15 protein-coding genes and 2 pseudogenes are annotated in these 17,947 nt (G+C 40.0%); 15 read left to right on the plus strand and 2 right to left on the minus strand.

Going from position 1 to position 17,947, the window contains the following annotated elements; genetic code table 11:
• Positions 1 to 72: 72 nt before the first annotated feature.
• From MHH49_RS21970 to MHH49_RS21980, 3 genes are read left to right on the plus strand one after another with little or no spacing between them, the layout of a single operon-like run.
• Positions 73 to 840, plus strand: coding sequence for an ABC transporter ATP-binding protein (locus tag MHH49_RS21970; protein ID WP_036688742.1), 768 nt, complete (start codon positions 73 to 75; stop codon positions 838 to 840).
• On the plus strand, positions 827 to 2,746 hold the full coding sequence (locus tag MHH49_RS21975; protein ID WP_076100300.1) for an FtsX-like permease family protein: 1,920 nt from the start codon (positions 827 to 829) through the stop codon (positions 2,744 to 2,746). Before MHH49_RS21970 ends, MHH49_RS21975 begins: the two co-directional genes overlap by 14 nt.
• A gap of 5 nt (positions 2,747 to 2,751) precedes the next feature.
• Complete coding sequence (locus MHH49_RS21980; protein ID WP_036688737.1) at positions 2,752 to 3,105, plus strand: YxeA family protein; 354 nt, start codon at positions 2,752 to 2,754, stop codon at positions 3,103 to 3,105.
• 82 nt (positions 3,106 to 3,187) lie between these two features.
• On the opposite strand, the gene MHH49_RS21985 is transcribed toward MHH49_RS21980, so the two are convergent.
• A complete protein-coding gene (locus MHH49_RS21985; protein WP_076100302.1) occupies positions 3,188 to 4,582 on the minus strand; it encodes a sensor histidine kinase in 1,395 nt (464 codons plus the stop codon).
• A 6-nt stretch (positions 4,583 to 4,588) separates the two neighbouring features.
• Positions 4,589 to 5,290 (minus strand): response regulator transcription factor, encoded by a 702-nt coding sequence (locus tag MHH49_RS21990; protein WP_036688733.1) that lies wholly within the window; start codon positions 5,288 to 5,290, stop codon positions 4,589 to 4,591.
• A gap of 212 nt (positions 5,291 to 5,502) precedes the next feature.
• Here MHH49_RS21990 and MHH49_RS21995 point away from each other — a divergent pair.
• From MHH49_RS21995 to MHH49_RS22050, 12 genes and pseudogenes are all read left to right on the plus strand, one after another.
• Positions 5,503 to 5,568: pseudogene (locus MHH49_RS21995) on the plus strand (hypothetical protein); the annotation flags it as partial.
• Positions 5,569 to 5,631: 63 nt separating this feature from the next.
• A pseudogene (locus tag MHH49_RS22000) lies at positions 5,632 to 6,160 on the plus strand (MMPL family transporter); the annotation flags it as partial.
• Positions 6,161 to 6,465: 305 nt separating this feature from the next.
• Positions 6,466 to 7,329, plus strand: coding sequence for a MurR/RpiR family transcriptional regulator (locus tag MHH49_RS22005; protein ID WP_036688728.1), 864 nt, complete (start codon positions 6,466 to 6,468; stop codon positions 7,327 to 7,329).
• Positions 7,330 to 7,901: 572 nt separating this feature from the next.
• Complete coding sequence (gene murQ, locus MHH49_RS22010) at positions 7,902 to 8,807, plus strand: N-acetylmuramic acid 6-phosphate etherase (protein WP_042129111.1); 906 nt, start codon at positions 7,902 to 7,904, stop codon at positions 8,805 to 8,807.
• A gap of 57 nt (positions 8,808 to 8,864) precedes the next feature.
• Positions 8,865 to 10,319 carry an ABC transporter substrate-binding protein gene (locus MHH49_RS22015; protein WP_036688723.1) on the plus strand — a complete coding sequence of 485 codons (1,455 nt, stop codon included), beginning with the start codon at positions 8,865 to 8,867 and terminating at the stop codon, positions 10,317 to 10,319.
• Positions 10,320 to 10,423: 104 nt separating this feature from the next.
• Positions 10,424 to 11,326, plus strand: a complete 903-nt coding sequence (locus MHH49_RS22020; protein ID WP_036688721.1) for a carbohydrate ABC transporter permease — start codon at positions 10,424 to 10,426, stop codon at positions 11,324 to 11,326.
• An 18-nt stretch (positions 11,327 to 11,344) separates the two neighbouring features.
• The gene (locus tag MHH49_RS22025; RefSeq protein ID WP_036688719.1) at positions 11,345 to 12,205 is read left to right on the plus strand and encodes a carbohydrate ABC transporter permease; all 861 of its coding nucleotides are present in this window, start codon (positions 11,345 to 11,347) and stop codon (positions 12,203 to 12,205) included.
• Positions 12,205 to 13,425: an anhydro-N-acetylmuramic acid kinase gene (locus tag MHH49_RS22030; RefSeq protein WP_076100307.1), complete on the plus strand. Its 1,221-nt coding sequence runs from the start codon at positions 12,205 to 12,207 to the stop codon at positions 13,423 to 13,425. Before MHH49_RS22025 ends, MHH49_RS22030 begins: the two co-directional genes overlap by 1 nt.
• Positions 13,426 to 14,397, plus strand: a complete 972-nt coding sequence (locus tag MHH49_RS22035; RefSeq protein WP_256717022.1) for a GNAT family N-acetyltransferase — start codon at positions 13,426 to 13,428, stop codon at positions 14,395 to 14,397.
• 2 nt (positions 14,398 to 14,399) lie between these two features.
• Complete coding sequence (locus MHH49_RS22040; protein ID WP_076100309.1) at positions 14,400 to 15,107, plus strand: PIG-L deacetylase family protein; 708 nt, start codon at positions 14,400 to 14,402, stop codon at positions 15,105 to 15,107.
• Positions 15,108 to 15,205: 98 nt separating this feature from the next.
• Entirely contained in the window at positions 15,206 to 16,348 is a 1,143-nt protein-coding gene (locus MHH49_RS22045) for an exo-beta-N-acetylmuramidase NamZ family protein (RefSeq protein ID WP_076100310.1), read from the plus strand.
• 17 nt (positions 16,349 to 16,365) lie between these two features.
• A complete protein-coding gene (locus tag MHH49_RS22050) occupies positions 16,366 to 17,928 on the plus strand; it encodes a glycoside hydrolase family 3 protein (RefSeq protein ID WP_076100312.1) in 1,563 nt (520 codons plus the stop codon).
• Positions 17,929 to 17,947 lie beyond the last annotated feature (19 nt).

Here is a 17,947-nt window from a genome sequence, read left to right on the forward strand (position 1 = left end):
AAGGTTGGCATGAATTTGCTGTAAGGTTCGGTGCCTATAGTATAAGTATCAGCAAATTATGAGGTGAAATGAATGGAACCATTATTAAAAGTAGAAAACGTAAAAAAAGTGTACGGGAAGTTAAGTGCTGCTTACACAGCGTTGGAAAACGTGTCTTTTGACATTCATGAAGGTGAGTTTGTAGGGATTATGGGACCTTCCGGAGCGGGAAAATCAACCTTGCTACATTTGTTAGCAACCATAGATTCTCCAACAGAAGGAAAGATATATATGGAGAACAAGAGTATTCATGATCTGAAGGAAGCAGCTTTGTCAGACTTCCGGCGTGAACATCTCGGGTTCATCTTTCAAGATTACAATTTACTCGATTCCTTGACGGTAAAGGAGAACATATTGCTTCCCCTGGCGATTGCTAAAATTCCAGCGAAGAAAATTAATCACCTCGTGACTCAGATCTCTAAAGTATTTGGGATTGAAGATTTACTGGGGAAATATCCTTACCAAATCTCTGGGGGTCAAAAGCAAAGAACCGCTGCGGCTAGAGCGCTCGTGACAGAGCCAGCACTGATTTTGGCTGATGAACCAACAGGTGCACTTGACTCTAAATCAGCAACAGATTTATTGGAAAGCTTAAGTACTTTAAATGAAAATAACAATTCGACCATTATGATGGTAACCCATGATGCCTTTGCCGCAAGCTTCTGCCGCCGGATTATTTTCATCAAGGATGGTTCATTTTCAACAGAAATCTATCGTCGTGATCAGACACGCAAAGCCTTCTTCCAAGAGATCTTAGATGTTCATGCGGCCATTGGGGGTGAGGTAGATGACGTTATTTAGTCTAGCAAGAAAAAATATAGCCAGAAACTTCTCGCAATATTTTTTATACATTGCATCGATGGTGTTTAGTATCATCATTTACTTTACATTTGTGACCTTAAAATATAGTGATACGATAGCAGAACAGACGGCTTCATCCCAAAAACTGGGTTCCCTAATGAGTGGCGCGGCAGTCATTCTTATCTTTTTCGTGTTCATATTTATAGCTTATTCCAATTCATTTTTTATGAAAAAACGTAAAAAAGAAGTCGCACTGTATGCGTTGCTGGGGGTACGTAATCGTCAAATCGGTTTTATGCTCTTTTTTGAAAATTTATTATTAGGATTATTCTCTTTAATAGTAGGGATTGTATTTGGCTTCCTTTGTTCAAAAGGATTTATGACGATTTTGATTCATTTAATGGGTTATGACGTTGTAGCACCCTTTACTTTTTCAATGGCGGCTGCGATGAACACGGCTATCGTATTTCTGGTTATTTTCTTAGTGACATCATTTCAAGGCTACCGCTTGATCTATCAATTTAAGCTGATTGATTTATTTCATGCTTCCAAAAAGGGAGAAGTGGCGCCTAAACCATCTATGATAGTAGCTGTTCTTGGAGTGTTACTTATTGTCTTGGGCTATTGGCTTGCAATGCAGGACCTTTTCACTTCTAAGGTATGGGCAAAAATCGGATTTCTCATGACCGTATTAATTATTTTAACAACGGTAATTGTGGGTACATTTTTATTGTTCCACAGTGTGACTGGCTTTGTGTTAGCAATGATTAAGAAAAATGAAAAGTGGCTGTGGAAAGGCCTTCATGTAATAACCATATCGCAGCTGCTCTATCGTATCCGTGGGAATGCACGTACATTAACTGTGATTGCTGTGTTGAGTGCTACAACAGTAACTGCCGGTGGAGCGGTCTATAGCCTGTATTACAATACGAATGACTCGGCAAAAACGATTAATCCGAATACCTTTATGTATCAATCAACAGATGCAGAAATGGATAAACAAGTAAATGCTGTACTGCCAGCTACAAAATACGATGAAAATATCGATGCGCTATCCATTACGTTTCATACGAAAGAATTAAATTCACCATCCTCGTTCGATAGCTCTGATAAAAGAGGGTATACAGTTATCGATGAAAAAACATACAACAACTTAGCAAATGTACAGCATAAAGAAAAATTAAATGTAAAGGATGGTTACGCGGTTATTTTAGATATCGGATATGACAAAAGGTTCTCACCTATGTATACAGGAAAAACTATAACAACAGGCAACGGCCATCCACTCACATTCCAAAGCTTTAAAACACAAACCGTATTGAATGCAGGCACAGCAGGTATAACAGTTGTAGTCTCGGATGAACAGTATAAAGTATTACGGAATGATGGAGAAGTGCTACGCTATCGTGTTCTTGGGATAGAGGATGCCTCTGTGGATTTATCTGCAAAAATTGCAAACCATTTGCCTGAAGAAGCGCCATTTTCCAGTAGGCCTCAAGATTACCAAACAAGCTTGGAAAGTGTGGGTTCTCTACTTTTTATAGGCAGTTTCCTTGGGCTCGTATTTCTGGCTGCAACAGGCAGTATCATTTACTTTAAAGTTTTAACAGAGGCAGAAGAGGATAAAGCACAGTACAATATGCTGCATAAAATGGGTGTCAGTGCAAAAGAAACGCAGAAATCCATTGCGTCACAGGTATTCGTTATCTTTGTTGTACCGCTTATAGTAGGGTTATTGCATAGTGTAGTGGCTTTAAAAGCATTCTCTAGTCTACTGATGATAGATTTAGCAAAGCCAGTGTTGCTCTGGATGATTGCTTATACCGTAATTTACGGTTTGTATTATTTCTTAACCGTAGCTTCATACAATCGTATTATCACACTAAATAATAGAACAGAAGGATGATTGAGATGAAAAAATTTCTAATTACTATGGGTATTTTGTTTGTTATTGGGGTTGTAGGTGTCTTTGCTCTAGCAAAGATTGATTTCAATCGCATGAATGCCGAAAATTACTATTTACAAATTACAGAGGATGGGGAACCCCATGAATATAAACTGAGTGATGGTACAGTGATGACTTCCTATTCGTATACACTAGAGGCTACAAATGCTAAAGGTAATACAATTCCACTGGAATTTAATGCACAAAAAAATCTTCGTAAAGGCGCCTACTTAAAAATGTATGTAAAAAAAGGTGATCAAGTCTCCTCATACGATGAAGTGAAAGTAGAGGATATTCCGCTAAAAGCAATAAAAAACTAATAAATTGAAGAAGGGCTGTCTCCAATAAAGGTAATGGAGCACAGCCCTTTCCTCTGCCTAATGAGTAAGTAAGGCATTTGTATTATAAAAGTATAGTAATGGTGGTTCCGGTATTTTCAATGCTCGTCATATCGAGGTTCCCCTCATGAGCCCAAATAATGTCTCTTGCGATGGCCATTCCTAAACCAGTACCATGCTTGCTGGTTGTATTTGTACCCCGATAGTAGCGTTCGAAAACCTGTTCCAGATCTTTAGTTGGAATACCCTGGCCATTATCAGAAATCGAAATTTGGGTATGAGATTCTGGACCTGTATCCACTCGAATCTTCACCACGACATTTTCATCGTTATGCACCAGCGCGTTGTAGATCAAGTTAAGGATCGCTCGTTTTAGTAACTTTTTATCTACTTTATGCATTGCTTTAGCCACATTCGCCTCAAACTCTATCTGCCGTTCACCAAAGGTCGGGTCATTTAAAAGTTCAATCGTCATTTCTCGTAGAAACTGAACGAGATTCGCCTCTTCAAATTGCAGGGATAGCTGGTGATTACGTAAACGTGTTGTTAAATTGAGGTCATCTAACAGATCTTTCATATACATCGATTTACTTTTGATAATTGACGTGTATTCCTGTAATTCTTGGGCTGTTAAATCTGTGGCACTGTCGTTAATAAATTCTGCATAACCTTGAATAGAAGCAAGTGGTGTTTTCATGTCATGTGAAACATTGCTAATCCATTCCTCACGCATTTGATCGAGACGTTTACGCTCCTCTTCATGCCGATCGAGCTTTTCAGATAGTTCATTCATATTACGAAAAACATCTTCATAAACACCTTTGGGAGTAGGCATTTTCTTAAAACGTCGTTCCCTGAGCTGTTGAATACCCTCTATTAATGTATGAAGGGGTGCAGTTAACTTTTTCCCAAATAGAAATCCAATGATGATTACAATAAGCACATCAACGATTAAAAAAATGGAAAGAAAAACATTAACATCTTTGAAAATTTCAGCGTAGTCATAGGTCATTACGTAGCGGCCTATTTTAGGATTATTAATCCCTAAAAAGTAACTGAAATTTTGGGCTTCGCTGACAAAAACCGTCGTGCGTGCATCTAATTCTTTATATTTATACATTTGGACAATTTCAATAGGAGAATACTCTGTTTTCAATTCTTCAGGGGTATAAAAGGCTGCTGCTTGCTCCCCTTGGTCATTCAAGAATTGTACCCAGGCGCTCATTTCTTGTAGTTTTTTGAGACCTTCTTCGTTCACAACAGGTTTGCCAGCCTGCAGTTCTACGTATTGTGAAAAGGTTCGGCTAAAGGTTTCTGCAGATGCTTCTTCAGTGCCAAAGTTATTATTATTTACCTTTATAAAGAATAGGGAAAGGAACAAAATCGCGTTTACAATACCAACGATCACAACAATAGTCATAACCGATCTTAAAAAGCGGAGTGTCAATTTCCATTTCAACTAGTCTCACTCCTTGGTATGTAATTTATAACCTAACCCTTTAACCGTCAAAATAAAGGAAGGATTTGAAGGGTCGGCCTCAATTTTTTCGCGTAATCGCCGAATATGTACCATCACTGTATTATCGGAACCAAAAAAATCTTCACCCCACACCTGTCCAAACAAGGTTTCTTTGCTTAGAATCTGATTGGGATGATGCATAAAACAGCTCATTAAACCGACTTCTTTGGCGGTTAGCACGAGGACCTCGCCATTCTTTTTTAATTCTGTCTCATTGGCACTAAGCTCAAAGGGACCAGCTTGTAAGCTTTTCGGAGCCTTTTTTTCTTCTGTAAAGCCAGCTCTTCTCAGTTGTGCCTTTACCCGATAAGCGACTTCTTTCGGACTGAACGGTTTAGTAATATAATCATCGCCACCTATCGCCAGTCCTAACAGCTTATTAATTTCCTCGTCTTTTGCAGACATAAATAAGATGGGTGCATTTGATGTTTCCCGAATTTTTCTGCATAAGTCATATCCTTCTCCATCTGGGAGCATAATATCTAGCAATATAAGCTCAGGATTATACTCCTGGAACTTGTCCCAACCCTCTGCAACGGTCCCGGCAGTTACAACGTCTGGAACACCTTCTTTATGTAAAACAGCCTTCATTAGACGCGCTAAATCATCTTCATCGTCTATGATTAATACCCATTTACGACTTGCCATTTATTTCCCTCCAAATCCGTCTTTATGTACATTATTACATTATAAAGGACTCTTTATTTCTTGCGCAAAAAAATCGCAAAAGAAAGGCTTGCATGAAGATGGGTATTACTTAGACGAACATAGCAAAGCAATATTTGGTGATTTATTAAAAATTCATTCTAGATATAGCCAAATCAAGTAAGGAGGAGAAATTGTTACGCCCCCTGCCTTCTATGGCATTGATCTGCACTGTATATGGCCCTTTGAAGAAGTTCGCTAAAATGATGGAAGAAGGTGAGTTACTGTATTCGCTTGAGCTCGAAGAAGAACTTGCAGACAGCTTTTGGAATGCCATTAGATGGGGCAGCGACTTGCAAGGAGTGCAAGCAGCCTTAACAGGAACAACTGCAACCAATGCTGATTTGCAGAATATTTCACAGGATGACTTTGTACGTACAGCCGTGATTATGCTGGTCGGAATCTTAATTGTGCTAATAGTCATTACGCGCTCTGTGTCCAGTTCTCTGTTCATTATTGCTTCCTTGGTGCTAGTGTACTTACTTCTCTTGGAATCAGTGAAATCTTGAGCTGGATCGTTCCATTTTTCAGCTTCATTATGATTGCAGCCCTGGGCGTTGATTACAGCATATTCCTGATGATGCGGTATAACGAGCTTGAAGGGGATGTTGGATCACCTGCGCCGCGTTGATTCCTTCGGGCGTAATGACACTTATACAGGTAGCATTCGTATTAATCATTGCACTATTATTACTAAGTGTAGCGGCCATGCCGGTGTTCTTGACTGCATTAAAGCAGCTTGCTAGCAAATTAAATGGTTCAAGCAACGGTGCTACATCAAAGAATGTAGTTGACAAATCGAGTCATATTTAGAGGGCAGTAAAATTTAAAAATACATGCGTATTACGTATGCTGAGAACAATAGAAAGAATCTTCGGGGACCTTTGTGGTCCCTTGTTTCACCATATCAGAAAGTATATAATTATCGACTATACCTTACAACTTTATTACGCTATAATCAACGTAAAGTCACCAGATGACCTAAGAGTAGGATGATTTTAATAGATTAATTAATATTAGCTTTTGATATGCCGAAACGTATTTTGTTATTGTAATAGGTTGTTTATATTGTTTATGATATTAATAAAGGTGTTAATTAAATCTAGAGTAGGTAGATTATGAGTCTAAATGACAACGTATTAATTAAAATTCGTGATATGCGAGAGAGTTATACACCAGTTGAACGATTGGTCGGAGATTACATTTTAGAAAATACGGAAGAGATCCCTCATTTGTCGATTAAGGAATTGGCTCAATCGAGTAAGACAAGCGATGCATCTGTCCTTCGTTTCTGTAAGACGATGGGTTACAGCGGATACCGCAATTTTATTGTGAGTATATCGGCATCTTTGGGTTCTCGTGATGAGGATTCAAAGGCTCAATATACAGATATTCAGCCAGGTGATGATCTCTCGACAATTATATCAAATATTTCATTGAATAATTGCAAGTCCATTGAGGATACGCTTAGTGTTATTGATCGAAAAGAAATTACAAGAGCTGTAGAATTACTATGTCATAGTAAGCGAATTGTTTTCTTTGGAATAGGTGCTTCGGGACTCGTTTGTATGGACGGGGAACAGAAGTTCTCGCGAATTAATAAGATGTGTCATGCCTATACAGATGGTCATAGTCAGCTCACGGCAGCAACTTTACTTGAGAAAGATGATGTTGCCATTTTCATTTCTAACTCTGGAGCAACTAGTGATATTATTGATGCACTGGAAATTGCCCAAAAGAATAGAGCGAAATGTATTGCGATTACGAAGTACAATAAAAGTGAGCTTGCGGAGCGGGCGGATATTGTATTGAGCATATCCACACCTGAAATAACAATCCGCAGTGGGGCTATGGGCTCGCGTATTGCGATGCTTACGATCATCGACATATTATTTGCTGGTGTCGCAAGTGCTGAATATGAAGAAGTAAAAACCTACTTAACAAAAACGCATAATATATTAAAGAAAAAACTTAGAAATTAGGTTCTGATAGAATGAATGTGGAGGAAAGCATTGATCATGGATCAATGCTTTCTTTTTTTGTATTTCATTCACTTATTCGTGTACTAAAATGTACTACTTATCAATCCATGTCAGATTATCTACATGATGAATACGTTGATCTAATGAATATAATAAGTAGTTTAATTCAATAATTAATAGCTTGGCACACAATTATGAGGAAGAAAATGAATGGAATTGAAGACGAAACATCATCCGGTTGAACACGGATGATGTAACTTTATGTTTCGTTTGGAGCGATAATCAGCAAATAATACATTTTTTTAAATCGCTTTAACCTTAGAGCCATAGCGATCAAAGCAATTGTTAAAAATTTAAATTGCATCTTGTAAGCGCTTTATAAATGTGGTATAACATAGTATGTAAGGAATGAAATAAAACATCAGAATTTAATTTCTTCATGAAATTATATTTCAAAATCTATTGACGAAGCGATGGTGTTGTATTAGTATAAGAACATAATAATTGTAAGTTAATCTAACACGTTTTGTTAATTAAATGACAGATTAAGGCTGGGAAGAAGGAGGATGGCTATGAATGACTACCTTGCGGGATTGACAACAGAGGCTGTGAATCCAGACACATTAATGATTGATGAATGTACTACGGAAGAAATGATCCAGTTAATGAATCAACAAGATGCACTAGTCCCCAGAGCTATAGCTGAGGAGATTCCGCAGATTGCAAAGGCGGTAGATATTCTACATCATAGGTTGTCTAATGGTGGAAGAATGTTTTACATAGGAGCTGGCTCATCAGGAAGATTAGGTGTTCTGGATGCTTCCGAATGTCCTCCTACCTTTGGTACAGATCCTTCCTTGGTGCAGGGCTATATTGCTGGTGGTGATATTGCTTTGCGTACTGCGGTTGAAGGCTGTGAAGACGATATGGATGAAGGGATCGCATTAATCGAAAGCATTGGTGTAACAAACAAAGATGTACTTATTGGGATTTCGGCAAGCGGTAGTGCAAACTACGTTATTGCAGCTTTAGCGAAAGCAAAGGAACTTGGAGCAGCCACTATCGGTGTTTGTAACAACAGAGGCTCAAAGTTCGAACCCATTGTAGATGTTTGTATAACACCTGTTGTAGGACCTGAGGTCATTAGCGGTTCGACTCGATTAAAGGCAGGAACTGCTCAGAAGTTGGTGCTTAATATGCTGACAACATGCACAATGGTCAAGTTAGGAAAAACGTACAACAACTTGATGGTTGATCTGAAGGCTAGTAATTTTAAGCTCGTAGATCGCTCGATTCGTATCATCATGAACACGACTGGTGTAGATACATCAACCGCAGCAGAAACACTTGAAAAAGCATCTATGAACTGTAAGCTGGCAATTATGATGATTAAATCGGGGTTAGATGCAAAAGAAGCAGAACAAGTACTTAACACAAACGGAGGACGCTTGAAACAGGCAATCGCATCATTGGTTTAGGTGTGAAAAGTGGAATAACAGGATGGATGCTATTAATAATTGAGGAGGCTGTTTTCGATGAAAAAAAGATCACGTGGATTAACTCTGTTTTTGTCAGGAATCATGATGGTATCACTATTATCGGCTTGCGGAGGAAACGGAAATAACGCTCCAGCTTCTACAGATTCCGGTAACACAGGAACTAGTAACGGTGGTTCTGAGCCTAAAAAGGATACGATTACAGCACTTTTACCTCCGATATCAGCGAACTATCAAACACGTTTTGCTGATATGGAAAAAGAATTTAATACACTACATCCTAACTTGACTTTGAAAATCGAGCCAGCGAGCTGGGAAGATATGACGCAAAAACTTGATACTCAAGTAAATGCAGGTTCTCCTCCAGATATTGCTTTTATCGGTGCTTCAGGAATTTCGAAATATGCAGCACTTAATGTACTAATCGACCTTAACGGTGCCCTTTCTGATGAAGCCAAGGCAGATTATGACGAAGTTCCATTGAAATATTTCCAACTAGGTGACGCTCAATACGGCCTACCAGCGTATATGGAAATCCACACTATCGGTGGTAACAAACAATTCCTTGAAGAAGCCGGAATTGATTGGAAAAGCATTCAACAAAACGGTTGGACTTATGAAGAGTTCCGTAATGCAATTTCTAAAGGCGTAGTGAAAAATGATAAAGGTGAAACTACTCGTTATGGTTTCGTGTTCGCAACATCTGGTGTAGCATCTAAAGACTATCTAGCTATTCTTGCTAAAACTGCTGGTTTACCAGATTACTTCGATAAAGATCTTAAATATACGTATACAAGCAAAAACTTCTTGGGGCTACTTACATCTATTCGCGAAATGATCAACGATGGTTCTATGCCTAAAGAGCTAAGCTCTATCGATGCTGGTAAACGGTGGAACATGTTCCTAACGGGTCAAACGATGATCACAGGTAAAGGTTTATCTGCATTTGAAAACTCTGCTCGTCTAAACAATGAGAAGATTAAAGCGAACGATGGTTCAGCTGTTGCAGATTCTATTGAAGTTGATTATATTTCACTTCCAGTCCCAACATTCAACGGTGCCGATTATGTCCCTACTTCAATCGTTGATGGTTATATCGCACTTCGTGGTAAAAAAGCTCCATCTGAAGAGCACATCAAAAATATTGCCCTAGCAACGAATTTCTTGTCTTCTGGTTCAATTGCTGCTAACTACAGTAATGAGCTGTTCTTATCACCAATTACTGAATCTGCACGTAATGCAGAAGTACTTGAAAAATTCCCTCGTAACGAAGATAACGTTGCTGCAGGTAAAGCTATGATGGCAAAAGCGCTTCCGGCTCGTACAGATATTCCTACTGATCTGGCTGCTGAAGCATTAAAAATTGAAACAGAAGTTATTATTCCTAAACTACAAGCCTTACTTGCAAATGAGATTGCTCCACAAGAAATGTATGATGCAGTTAAAGCAGCTGCAATTAAATCTTTCGGTAAAGATGGTATTGTAGTTGACTAGTCTGTCGTAGGCTGACATGTGAAAGCTGTGCGTAGCTAGAACGTACAGCTTTCCTTCTAAATTAGCTAGAGCTTGTACTGTTTTTAGAAGAGAGGTGCGACCCAATGAATCAAACGTTGACTAAAAGAAAAAAATTGAAACTCGAAAGTGACTCAGGTTGGGGATACGCGTTTATCGCAGTAGCACTTATTGCGTTTTCTTTATTTACCGCATATCCAGTCATCAATGCTTTTATTATCAGCTTACAAAAATATGGTCCATTAGGATCCACTTTTGTCGGCGTGGATAACTTCGTTAACTCTTTTTCAGATGAACTTTTCTGGAAAGCGCTGAAAAATACGTTAGTATATACGCTATTAACTGTTCCGTTTAATATTCTTCTATCATTTTTAATTTCAATTTTGATTATTCCTTTCAAGAAAAAAACACAAACGATCTTTAAAGCACTATATTACTTGCCAGCCGTAGCATCTGGTGTAGCGCTTTCTGTTGTGTGGCTGTGGATCTTCGATCCGTTAAAATCAGGTATTGCCAATAAGCTCGTGAGTTTTTTAGGTATTGAAAATCAAAACTGGCTTGGTTCCAGTGCAACTGCAATGTTCTCACTTGTATTAATGTCATGGTTATCAAGTCATGGTACAGCAATTATTATTTATATAGCCGCATTACTCGCTATTGATAACAGCTATTATGAAGCAGCTGAAATTGATGGCGCGTCTTTCCTGCAAAAGCTTTGGTTTATCGTTGTCCCTTTCCTTAAGCCAACAACGCTATTCCTACTTGTTACTGGTGTTATCGGTTCCTTCCAAGTATTCCAAAACGCTTATCTTATGACAGGCGGTGGACCAGACCATGCAACAACAATGGTAGGTTTGTTAATCTTTAACAATGCGTTCACATATTTTGAGTTTGGTGAGGCAGCGGCACAATCATTAGTTCTAGCAGCGATTATCGGATTTATCTCATTCCTTCAATTCAAGTTTATAGGTAAAGATGTAGAATACTAGGAAAAGGAGCAGAATACTATGGGTTTGTACAACAATAGCTTAAGAAGCAAAGGGTATCTGTTTATACGTAATGGTGCAAACATTACGTTCCTTATCCTATTTGCCGCAGCTACCATATTCCCGATATACTTTATGGTCATCTCCTCGTTCGGTGATCCGGTAGAAGCTGGTGCAATGAGCTATTCTATCCTACCATCGAAGATTTCATTTGAATCTTATAAATTCTTCTTTAACTTCAGCCCACATACATGGGACTGGTTATTGAACTCCTTTATAGTGGCAGCGTGTATCACGGTATCTAACGTATTTTTTGCTACACTTGCTGGATATGCTTTTGCAAAAATGAAATTTAAAGGGAAAAACATTTTGTTCGCTATTTTGCTGGGATCTATGATGATTCCTGTTCAAGTCACTCAGGTTCCACTATATATTTTGATCGTAAACATTTTTGAATTACAAAATACGTACACAGCGTTGATTATGCCGAGCATAGTAACGGTATACAATATCTTCTTGGTTAAGCAGTTCATGTCCTCCATTCCAGGTGAAATTATTGAATCTGCTAAAATCGAAGGTTGTTCCCAGCCTAAAATCTTCTGGTATATCATTATGCCTCTATCTAAAACAATTATGGCAGTACTAGCAATCCTAACGTTCATGGCGGCATGGAATGACTTTTTCTGGCCGTTCCTAGTAACGAATACGATGGATATGCAAACCATTCAGGTCGGCTTGAAAAACTTTCGCTTTGCGAATACAACTTACTTTGCACCGATGATGGCGGGGGCAACCATTTCAGCAGTTCCAATGTTTATTTTGTTCTTCAGTTTACAAAAATACTTCCTTGAAGGGGTAACAGTTGGAGCGGTGAAAGGTTAATGGACAAACAATCAAAAGTTGATGCAACATACTTAGTTGGCTTGATGTCAGGTACATCAGTAGATGGTATTGATGCAGCAGTAGTTAAGCTTTTCCCATCAGCCGAAAAAGAGCATGGAGTAGAGATTGAATTACTGGCTTTTGAAAACACACCTTTTGAGGTGCAAGTTAGAAACTCCATATTTGAGCTTTTTGATCCCGCTAAAGCTACGATTGATAAGGTTGGCGCAATGAATATGTGGCTTGGCGAATTATACGCCCAAGCCACATTATCCGTTATAGGGAAATGCGGCCTTTCGCCTTCGCAAATATTCGCAGTAGGATCACATGGTCAAACAATCTATCATGCTCCGGAAGAGAATGTTATGGGCGGCTATAATCTGCATTGTACTGTTCAGATTGGGGATGGTGCAGTTATCGCCAATCGCACAGGAATTCCTTGCGTATCAGACTTTCGAGTTGCTGACATGGCAATGGGTGGACAAGGAGCTCCGTTAGTACCATTTACCGAATACTTATTGTTTAACAATCCAGAGAAAACAATTCTGATGCAAAATATTGGCGGAATAGGCAATGTGACTGTTTTGCCTGTAAATGCCTCACCGGATGAGGTATTTGCTTTTGATACGGGTCCTGGAAATATGATTATCGATGGCCTTGTATCGCAATTATTTGCACCAATGACCATGGATGTTGATGGCGAAATTGGTGCGGGCGGTCAAGTGATTGATGAGCTATTGAAATGGATGCAGCAGGATAAATATTATACGATGCCGTTACCAAAATCGACAGGCAGAGAACGGTTTGGCCAACAATACGTGGCACAAATTATTGAAATGATGAAGGTTAATAACTGGAAAGCGGAAGATGTTGTTGCAACAGCTACGTACTTAACTGCCTGGAGCATCGTCGATAGCTATGAACGGTATATTGCACCGCAGCATCAGGCTGAGCAATTGTTAATTGGCGGCGGTGGAAGCTATAACAAGACGCTTTTGCGTGATTTACAACACTTATTTGCACCGCATAACGTGCAGGTGCTGACGCAGGAGGATATCGGTGGTAATAGTGATGCTAAGGAAGCAATTGCTTTTGCTCTGCTAGCGTATTACACGATGGAGCGCTTACCAAACAATATCCCGCTAGTAACTGGAGCTTCACAGCCAGTAGTAATGGGCAAAATTTCCTGGCCCTATATTGGACGTTCACAGGAGGCTTAAATGATGCAAATCAGAACCTTTTCAATTGAAGATCACTCTGCAGTTGTAGAGCTTTGGAATCGTGAGGCTACAAAATATGATTATAAGCCATTTACAGAGCGAGAGTTTCAAGATACATTCATCGACCATCCTTATTTTGACGCTGACTGTATATGGGTAGGCTGTGACGAAAAAGGGATTGTTGGTTTTGCAGCTGGCTGCTGCGGTGACGATCTCCCTCTTGGAGATGTGGCGGGTTATATTACGAGTGTTATTATAGATACCCATGTGGCTTCTCTGGAGCTTTACGATGCTTTTCTATTGCGTTTAGAAAAAAGATTCCAAGAACTTGGGAAAAGACAAGCGGATGTATTGTTTTTCAACCCTGTTAAGCTGAAGTGGAGTATACCAAGTGCACCTCAGCATGAGCATAATAATGCCCCGGGCATCAGTAAGGACCAGCCATTATATGAAGCTTTAATTGCTAGAGGCTACGAAGATCGAGCGAGGCAATGCGGCATGTATTTAAGACTCGGAAGCTTTATAGTTCCCGAAGATATTTTAGATAAGGAAACCAATGCAAATAGCAAGGACTATTACATTACTTCCTATGTCCCTGATTTACATACAGGGCTTGAAGCAACGCTTGCTGCCCTGCAAAATCCGCAGTGGAAGAAGGATGTTGTTACTTATGTGAAGGTTGGCGCACCACTTGTAGTAGCTGTGTACGGCAACGAGGTTGTGGGCTTTGCGGGTCCAATTATTTCGCAGCCTGATGGAAGAGCATTTTTTTGCGGTATCGGAGTGCACCCAGAGCATGAGGGTCATGGCCTTGGCAGTGTATTATTTTTCAGAATGGTTGAAGCTTTTCAAAATGTGGGCTGTCAATATATCTCTCTATTCACTGGAAATAATAATCCGGCTCTTCGAATCTATCAAAAAGCGGGCTTTACTATTGAAAAACAATTTTCTATATTGCGGAGGGAACTTTAAAGATGAGCGAAAAATTCACAGTATTAGCAATTGGAGCACATGTTGGTGATGTGGAGCTAGCTTCTGGTGGTGTACTCGCTAGTCATAGTTTAAAGGGAGATCGCATTGTGACACTAGCGTTAACTGCGGGTGAACGAGGGGTCCCGGCAGGACAGGATATAAAGGAATATCGTCAGCAAAAAGTGAAAGAGGCACAGGTTTTTGCGGATATGCTAGGCGGTGAAGCCATTGTATTCGATGATTATTGTGACGGAGAGTTGCCTGACAATCAAGAAATTCGTATGGAGGTTTGTGATGTAATTCGTCGCGTGAAGCCTAACATTATTATTACACACTGGAAAAACAGTATGCATAAGGACCATGCGCTAACGCATCATATCGTAAATGATGCCCGTTTCTTCGCAAGTCTATCATCCTTTGAACGAGCGCTCCCCGCGCACTTTGCAGCAAGATTATATTACTCCGAAAACTGGGAGGATGCGGTTGATTATGTCCCTTACGTATATGTGGATTTCGATCAAGCGGCATTTGATCTATGGATAGATGCTTTAAGCAAGCATTGGTTTGTGACGAATAGCAAATCTTTCAAATACATGGATTATTATAAAGCACTAGCAGTTGTTCGCGGCTGTGAAGCAAGAAAGACATATGCAGAAGCATTTATGGTGCCAGCTGAAACGGTGAAGGTTAGGCAGTCTAGTCTTTGGTAACTATTCAACTAGCTAAGAGGGAGTGTTTCTATGTATAGCAGGAAACATTCCCTTGTTCTATCCATTTATGCGAAAAAGCAGCTAGGAGGCAGCTTCATATGGTGTTAAATGGGATTGATTCTATAACGAATTATCGTTATTTGTTCGAAGGTAAGCGCGTAGGATTGATTACAGCGCCGACAGGTCTTACGAAGGATTTTGCATCAACGATTACTATATTACATGAAAATTTTAATCTTGCTGCGATGTTTTCACCTGAGCATGGCGTTCGCGGAGATTTGGATGCAGGGGCAGTAGTAGACACTTACATGGATCCTTTTACGAATGTTCCAGTCTATAGCTTGTACCGTAAAGACTCCAAGCGTTTAACAAAAGAAATGCTGAATGAAGTAGACATCATTGTATACGATATTCAAGATGTTGGTGTACGCTATTACACATTTATTTATACGATGCTATATGCACTTGAAGATTGTGCAAATGCAGGTGTGGAATTTGTTGTTCTTGATCGTGTTAATCCGCTTAACGGGGTAACGGTAGAAGGGAATGTCTTGAAGCCCGGCTTCAAATCATTTGTTGGAAATTACGAGCTAGCCGTGCGATACGGCTTAACAGCAGGTGAGGTAGCAACGATGGCAAATGATCAAATGAATTGGAATGCATCGCTGCATGTCGTTCGTTTGGAAGGCTGGGAACGGAGCATGTCCTTCCCGGATACAGGATTAACTTGGGTTCATCCTTCACTTGGAATGCCACGATATGAAACAGCGTTATTATATACAGGAACATGTTTATTTGAAGGCACGAACTGCTCGGAAGGACGAGGCACAACGTTCCCGTTTGAAATGATTGGTGCTCCGTTCATTCAAGCGCAGCAATTGGCAGATGAGATGAATGCAAAAGGTATCCCGGGTGTGCTTTTTCGTCCAGTTTATTTCAAGCCAACGTCATCTAAACATTGTGGCGAGCTATGCGGCGGGGTACAAATTTACATTACAGATCTCCAAGTGCTGAGGCCTTTAGAAGTTGGGGTAACCTTATTATTTACGATAAGAGATTTGTACGAGCAATTTTCATTCCTGCCTCCTGTGAAGGAGGGCTCTCGCCCATTTATCGATTTGCTGGGGGGAGACAGCATGTATCGTACGGAAAATATGCAAGCTAAGCAGCTGCTTGAACAGTTTGCAGCGGAAAGCAAGCAATTTGCAGAAATAACACAGCAGTATCATTTATATCGCTAGAGGAAGGTGAATAATTGATGAGAACAATAGAACATATGAGCTTGCGCGAAAAGATTGGACAAATGTTCGTAACAGGCTTCCCTTCAACCGAGATCACTCCTGAGCTGAAGGAAGTTATTGAGCATTATAAAGTGGGCAATATTATTTTATTCTCACATAATATCGACAATAAATATCAATTAGGCCAGCTTGTTACTGAGCTGCAGCAATGGTACACGACACATACTGGTATCCCGGGTTTTATTACGATCGACCAAGAAGGCGGTCGAGTCACTCGTATGCCTAAAGACGCGACCAATGTTGCTGGAGCCATGGCAATTGCTTCTTCAGGACGACCTGAAAATGCGTATGCAGCAGGCAGAATGACTGCCAGAGAATTGAAAGCATTAGGTATTAATTTTAATCTAGCTCCAGTTATGGACGTTAACAATAGTGCATTGAATCCAGTCATAAATGTTCGTTCATATGGTGATTCTGTTGCAACAGTATCCCAGTATGGAATTCAAATGATGAAGGGTTTGCTCGATGGAGGCGTCATGTCCTCACTTAAGCATTTTCCAGGTCATGGTGATACAAATGTCGATTCACATATTGGCTTGCCTAGCATTGAAAAAACACTTGAGGAATTAGAGCAGCTTGAGCTGCTGCCGTTTAAGGCAGCAATTGAGCAAGGAGCTCAAGCGATTATGAGTGCACATATTTTATTTCCGAAAATTGAAAAATCCGGTGTGCCCGGAACTATGTCTCATACCATTATTACAGAGATATTAAAAGGAAAATTAGGATATAGAGGGTTAGTTGTATCGGATTGTTTAGAAATGGATGCGATCAAACGATACTATGGTACGGCAAAAGGAGCGTTAGGAGCTGTTAAAGCAGGTATTGATTTGGTATTCATTAGTCATACTCCTGAGACAGTGAAGGAAGCGATTCATTTGATCGAAGAAGCTGTAGCCACCGGTGATTTGGATGAAGCGCTAATTGATGCAGCTGTTACAAAAATTTTAGCTTATAAAGCACAATATGCGACGATTGAGGAGCTAGATTATGAACTAGTTGGCTGCGATGTACATCGCCGAGCAAATGAGCTAATGCGTACGGAAACGATCTGCCTCATTAAAGGTGAGCTCCAGCCCATTCATACCGGTGACGAGCAAGTGTTATTTATGGGTTCCTATTCATACCGCACCGATCTTGCGTCCAGCAGCTTGAATCAAGCTCTTAGCTTTCCGCAATATATGGGGGAGCATTTTAATACAGCTTATGAGATTATCGACATTGACCCGAGCGAGGAGCAAATCAACGCTGCGCTTCCAAAGGTACAAGGCTACAAGCATATTGTTATCGGCTTGTTTAATGCGCGTGAAAACAAAGGTCAGCTTGCGCTTGTTCAGAAGCTGCTGGCAGCAGGCTGCAAAGTAACGGCCATTACATTAGGTCGCCCGTATGATTTACCGTTAATCGAAGGCGAGTTCTGCGGAATTGCGGCATTTGAGTATACACTTGATGCATTCAAATCACTCCTTCCAATCCTAAATGGTGAGGTTGTACCCACCGCCAAGATTACGATACAGATGTAGATAAAAAGTACAACAAGGG

The sequence above is a fragment of the Paenibacillus sp. FSL F4-0122 genome (genome assembly GCF_038002845.1).
GTDB lineage: Bacteria > Bacillota > Bacilli > Paenibacillales > Paenibacillaceae > Paenibacillus_AQ > Paenibacillus_AQ odorifer.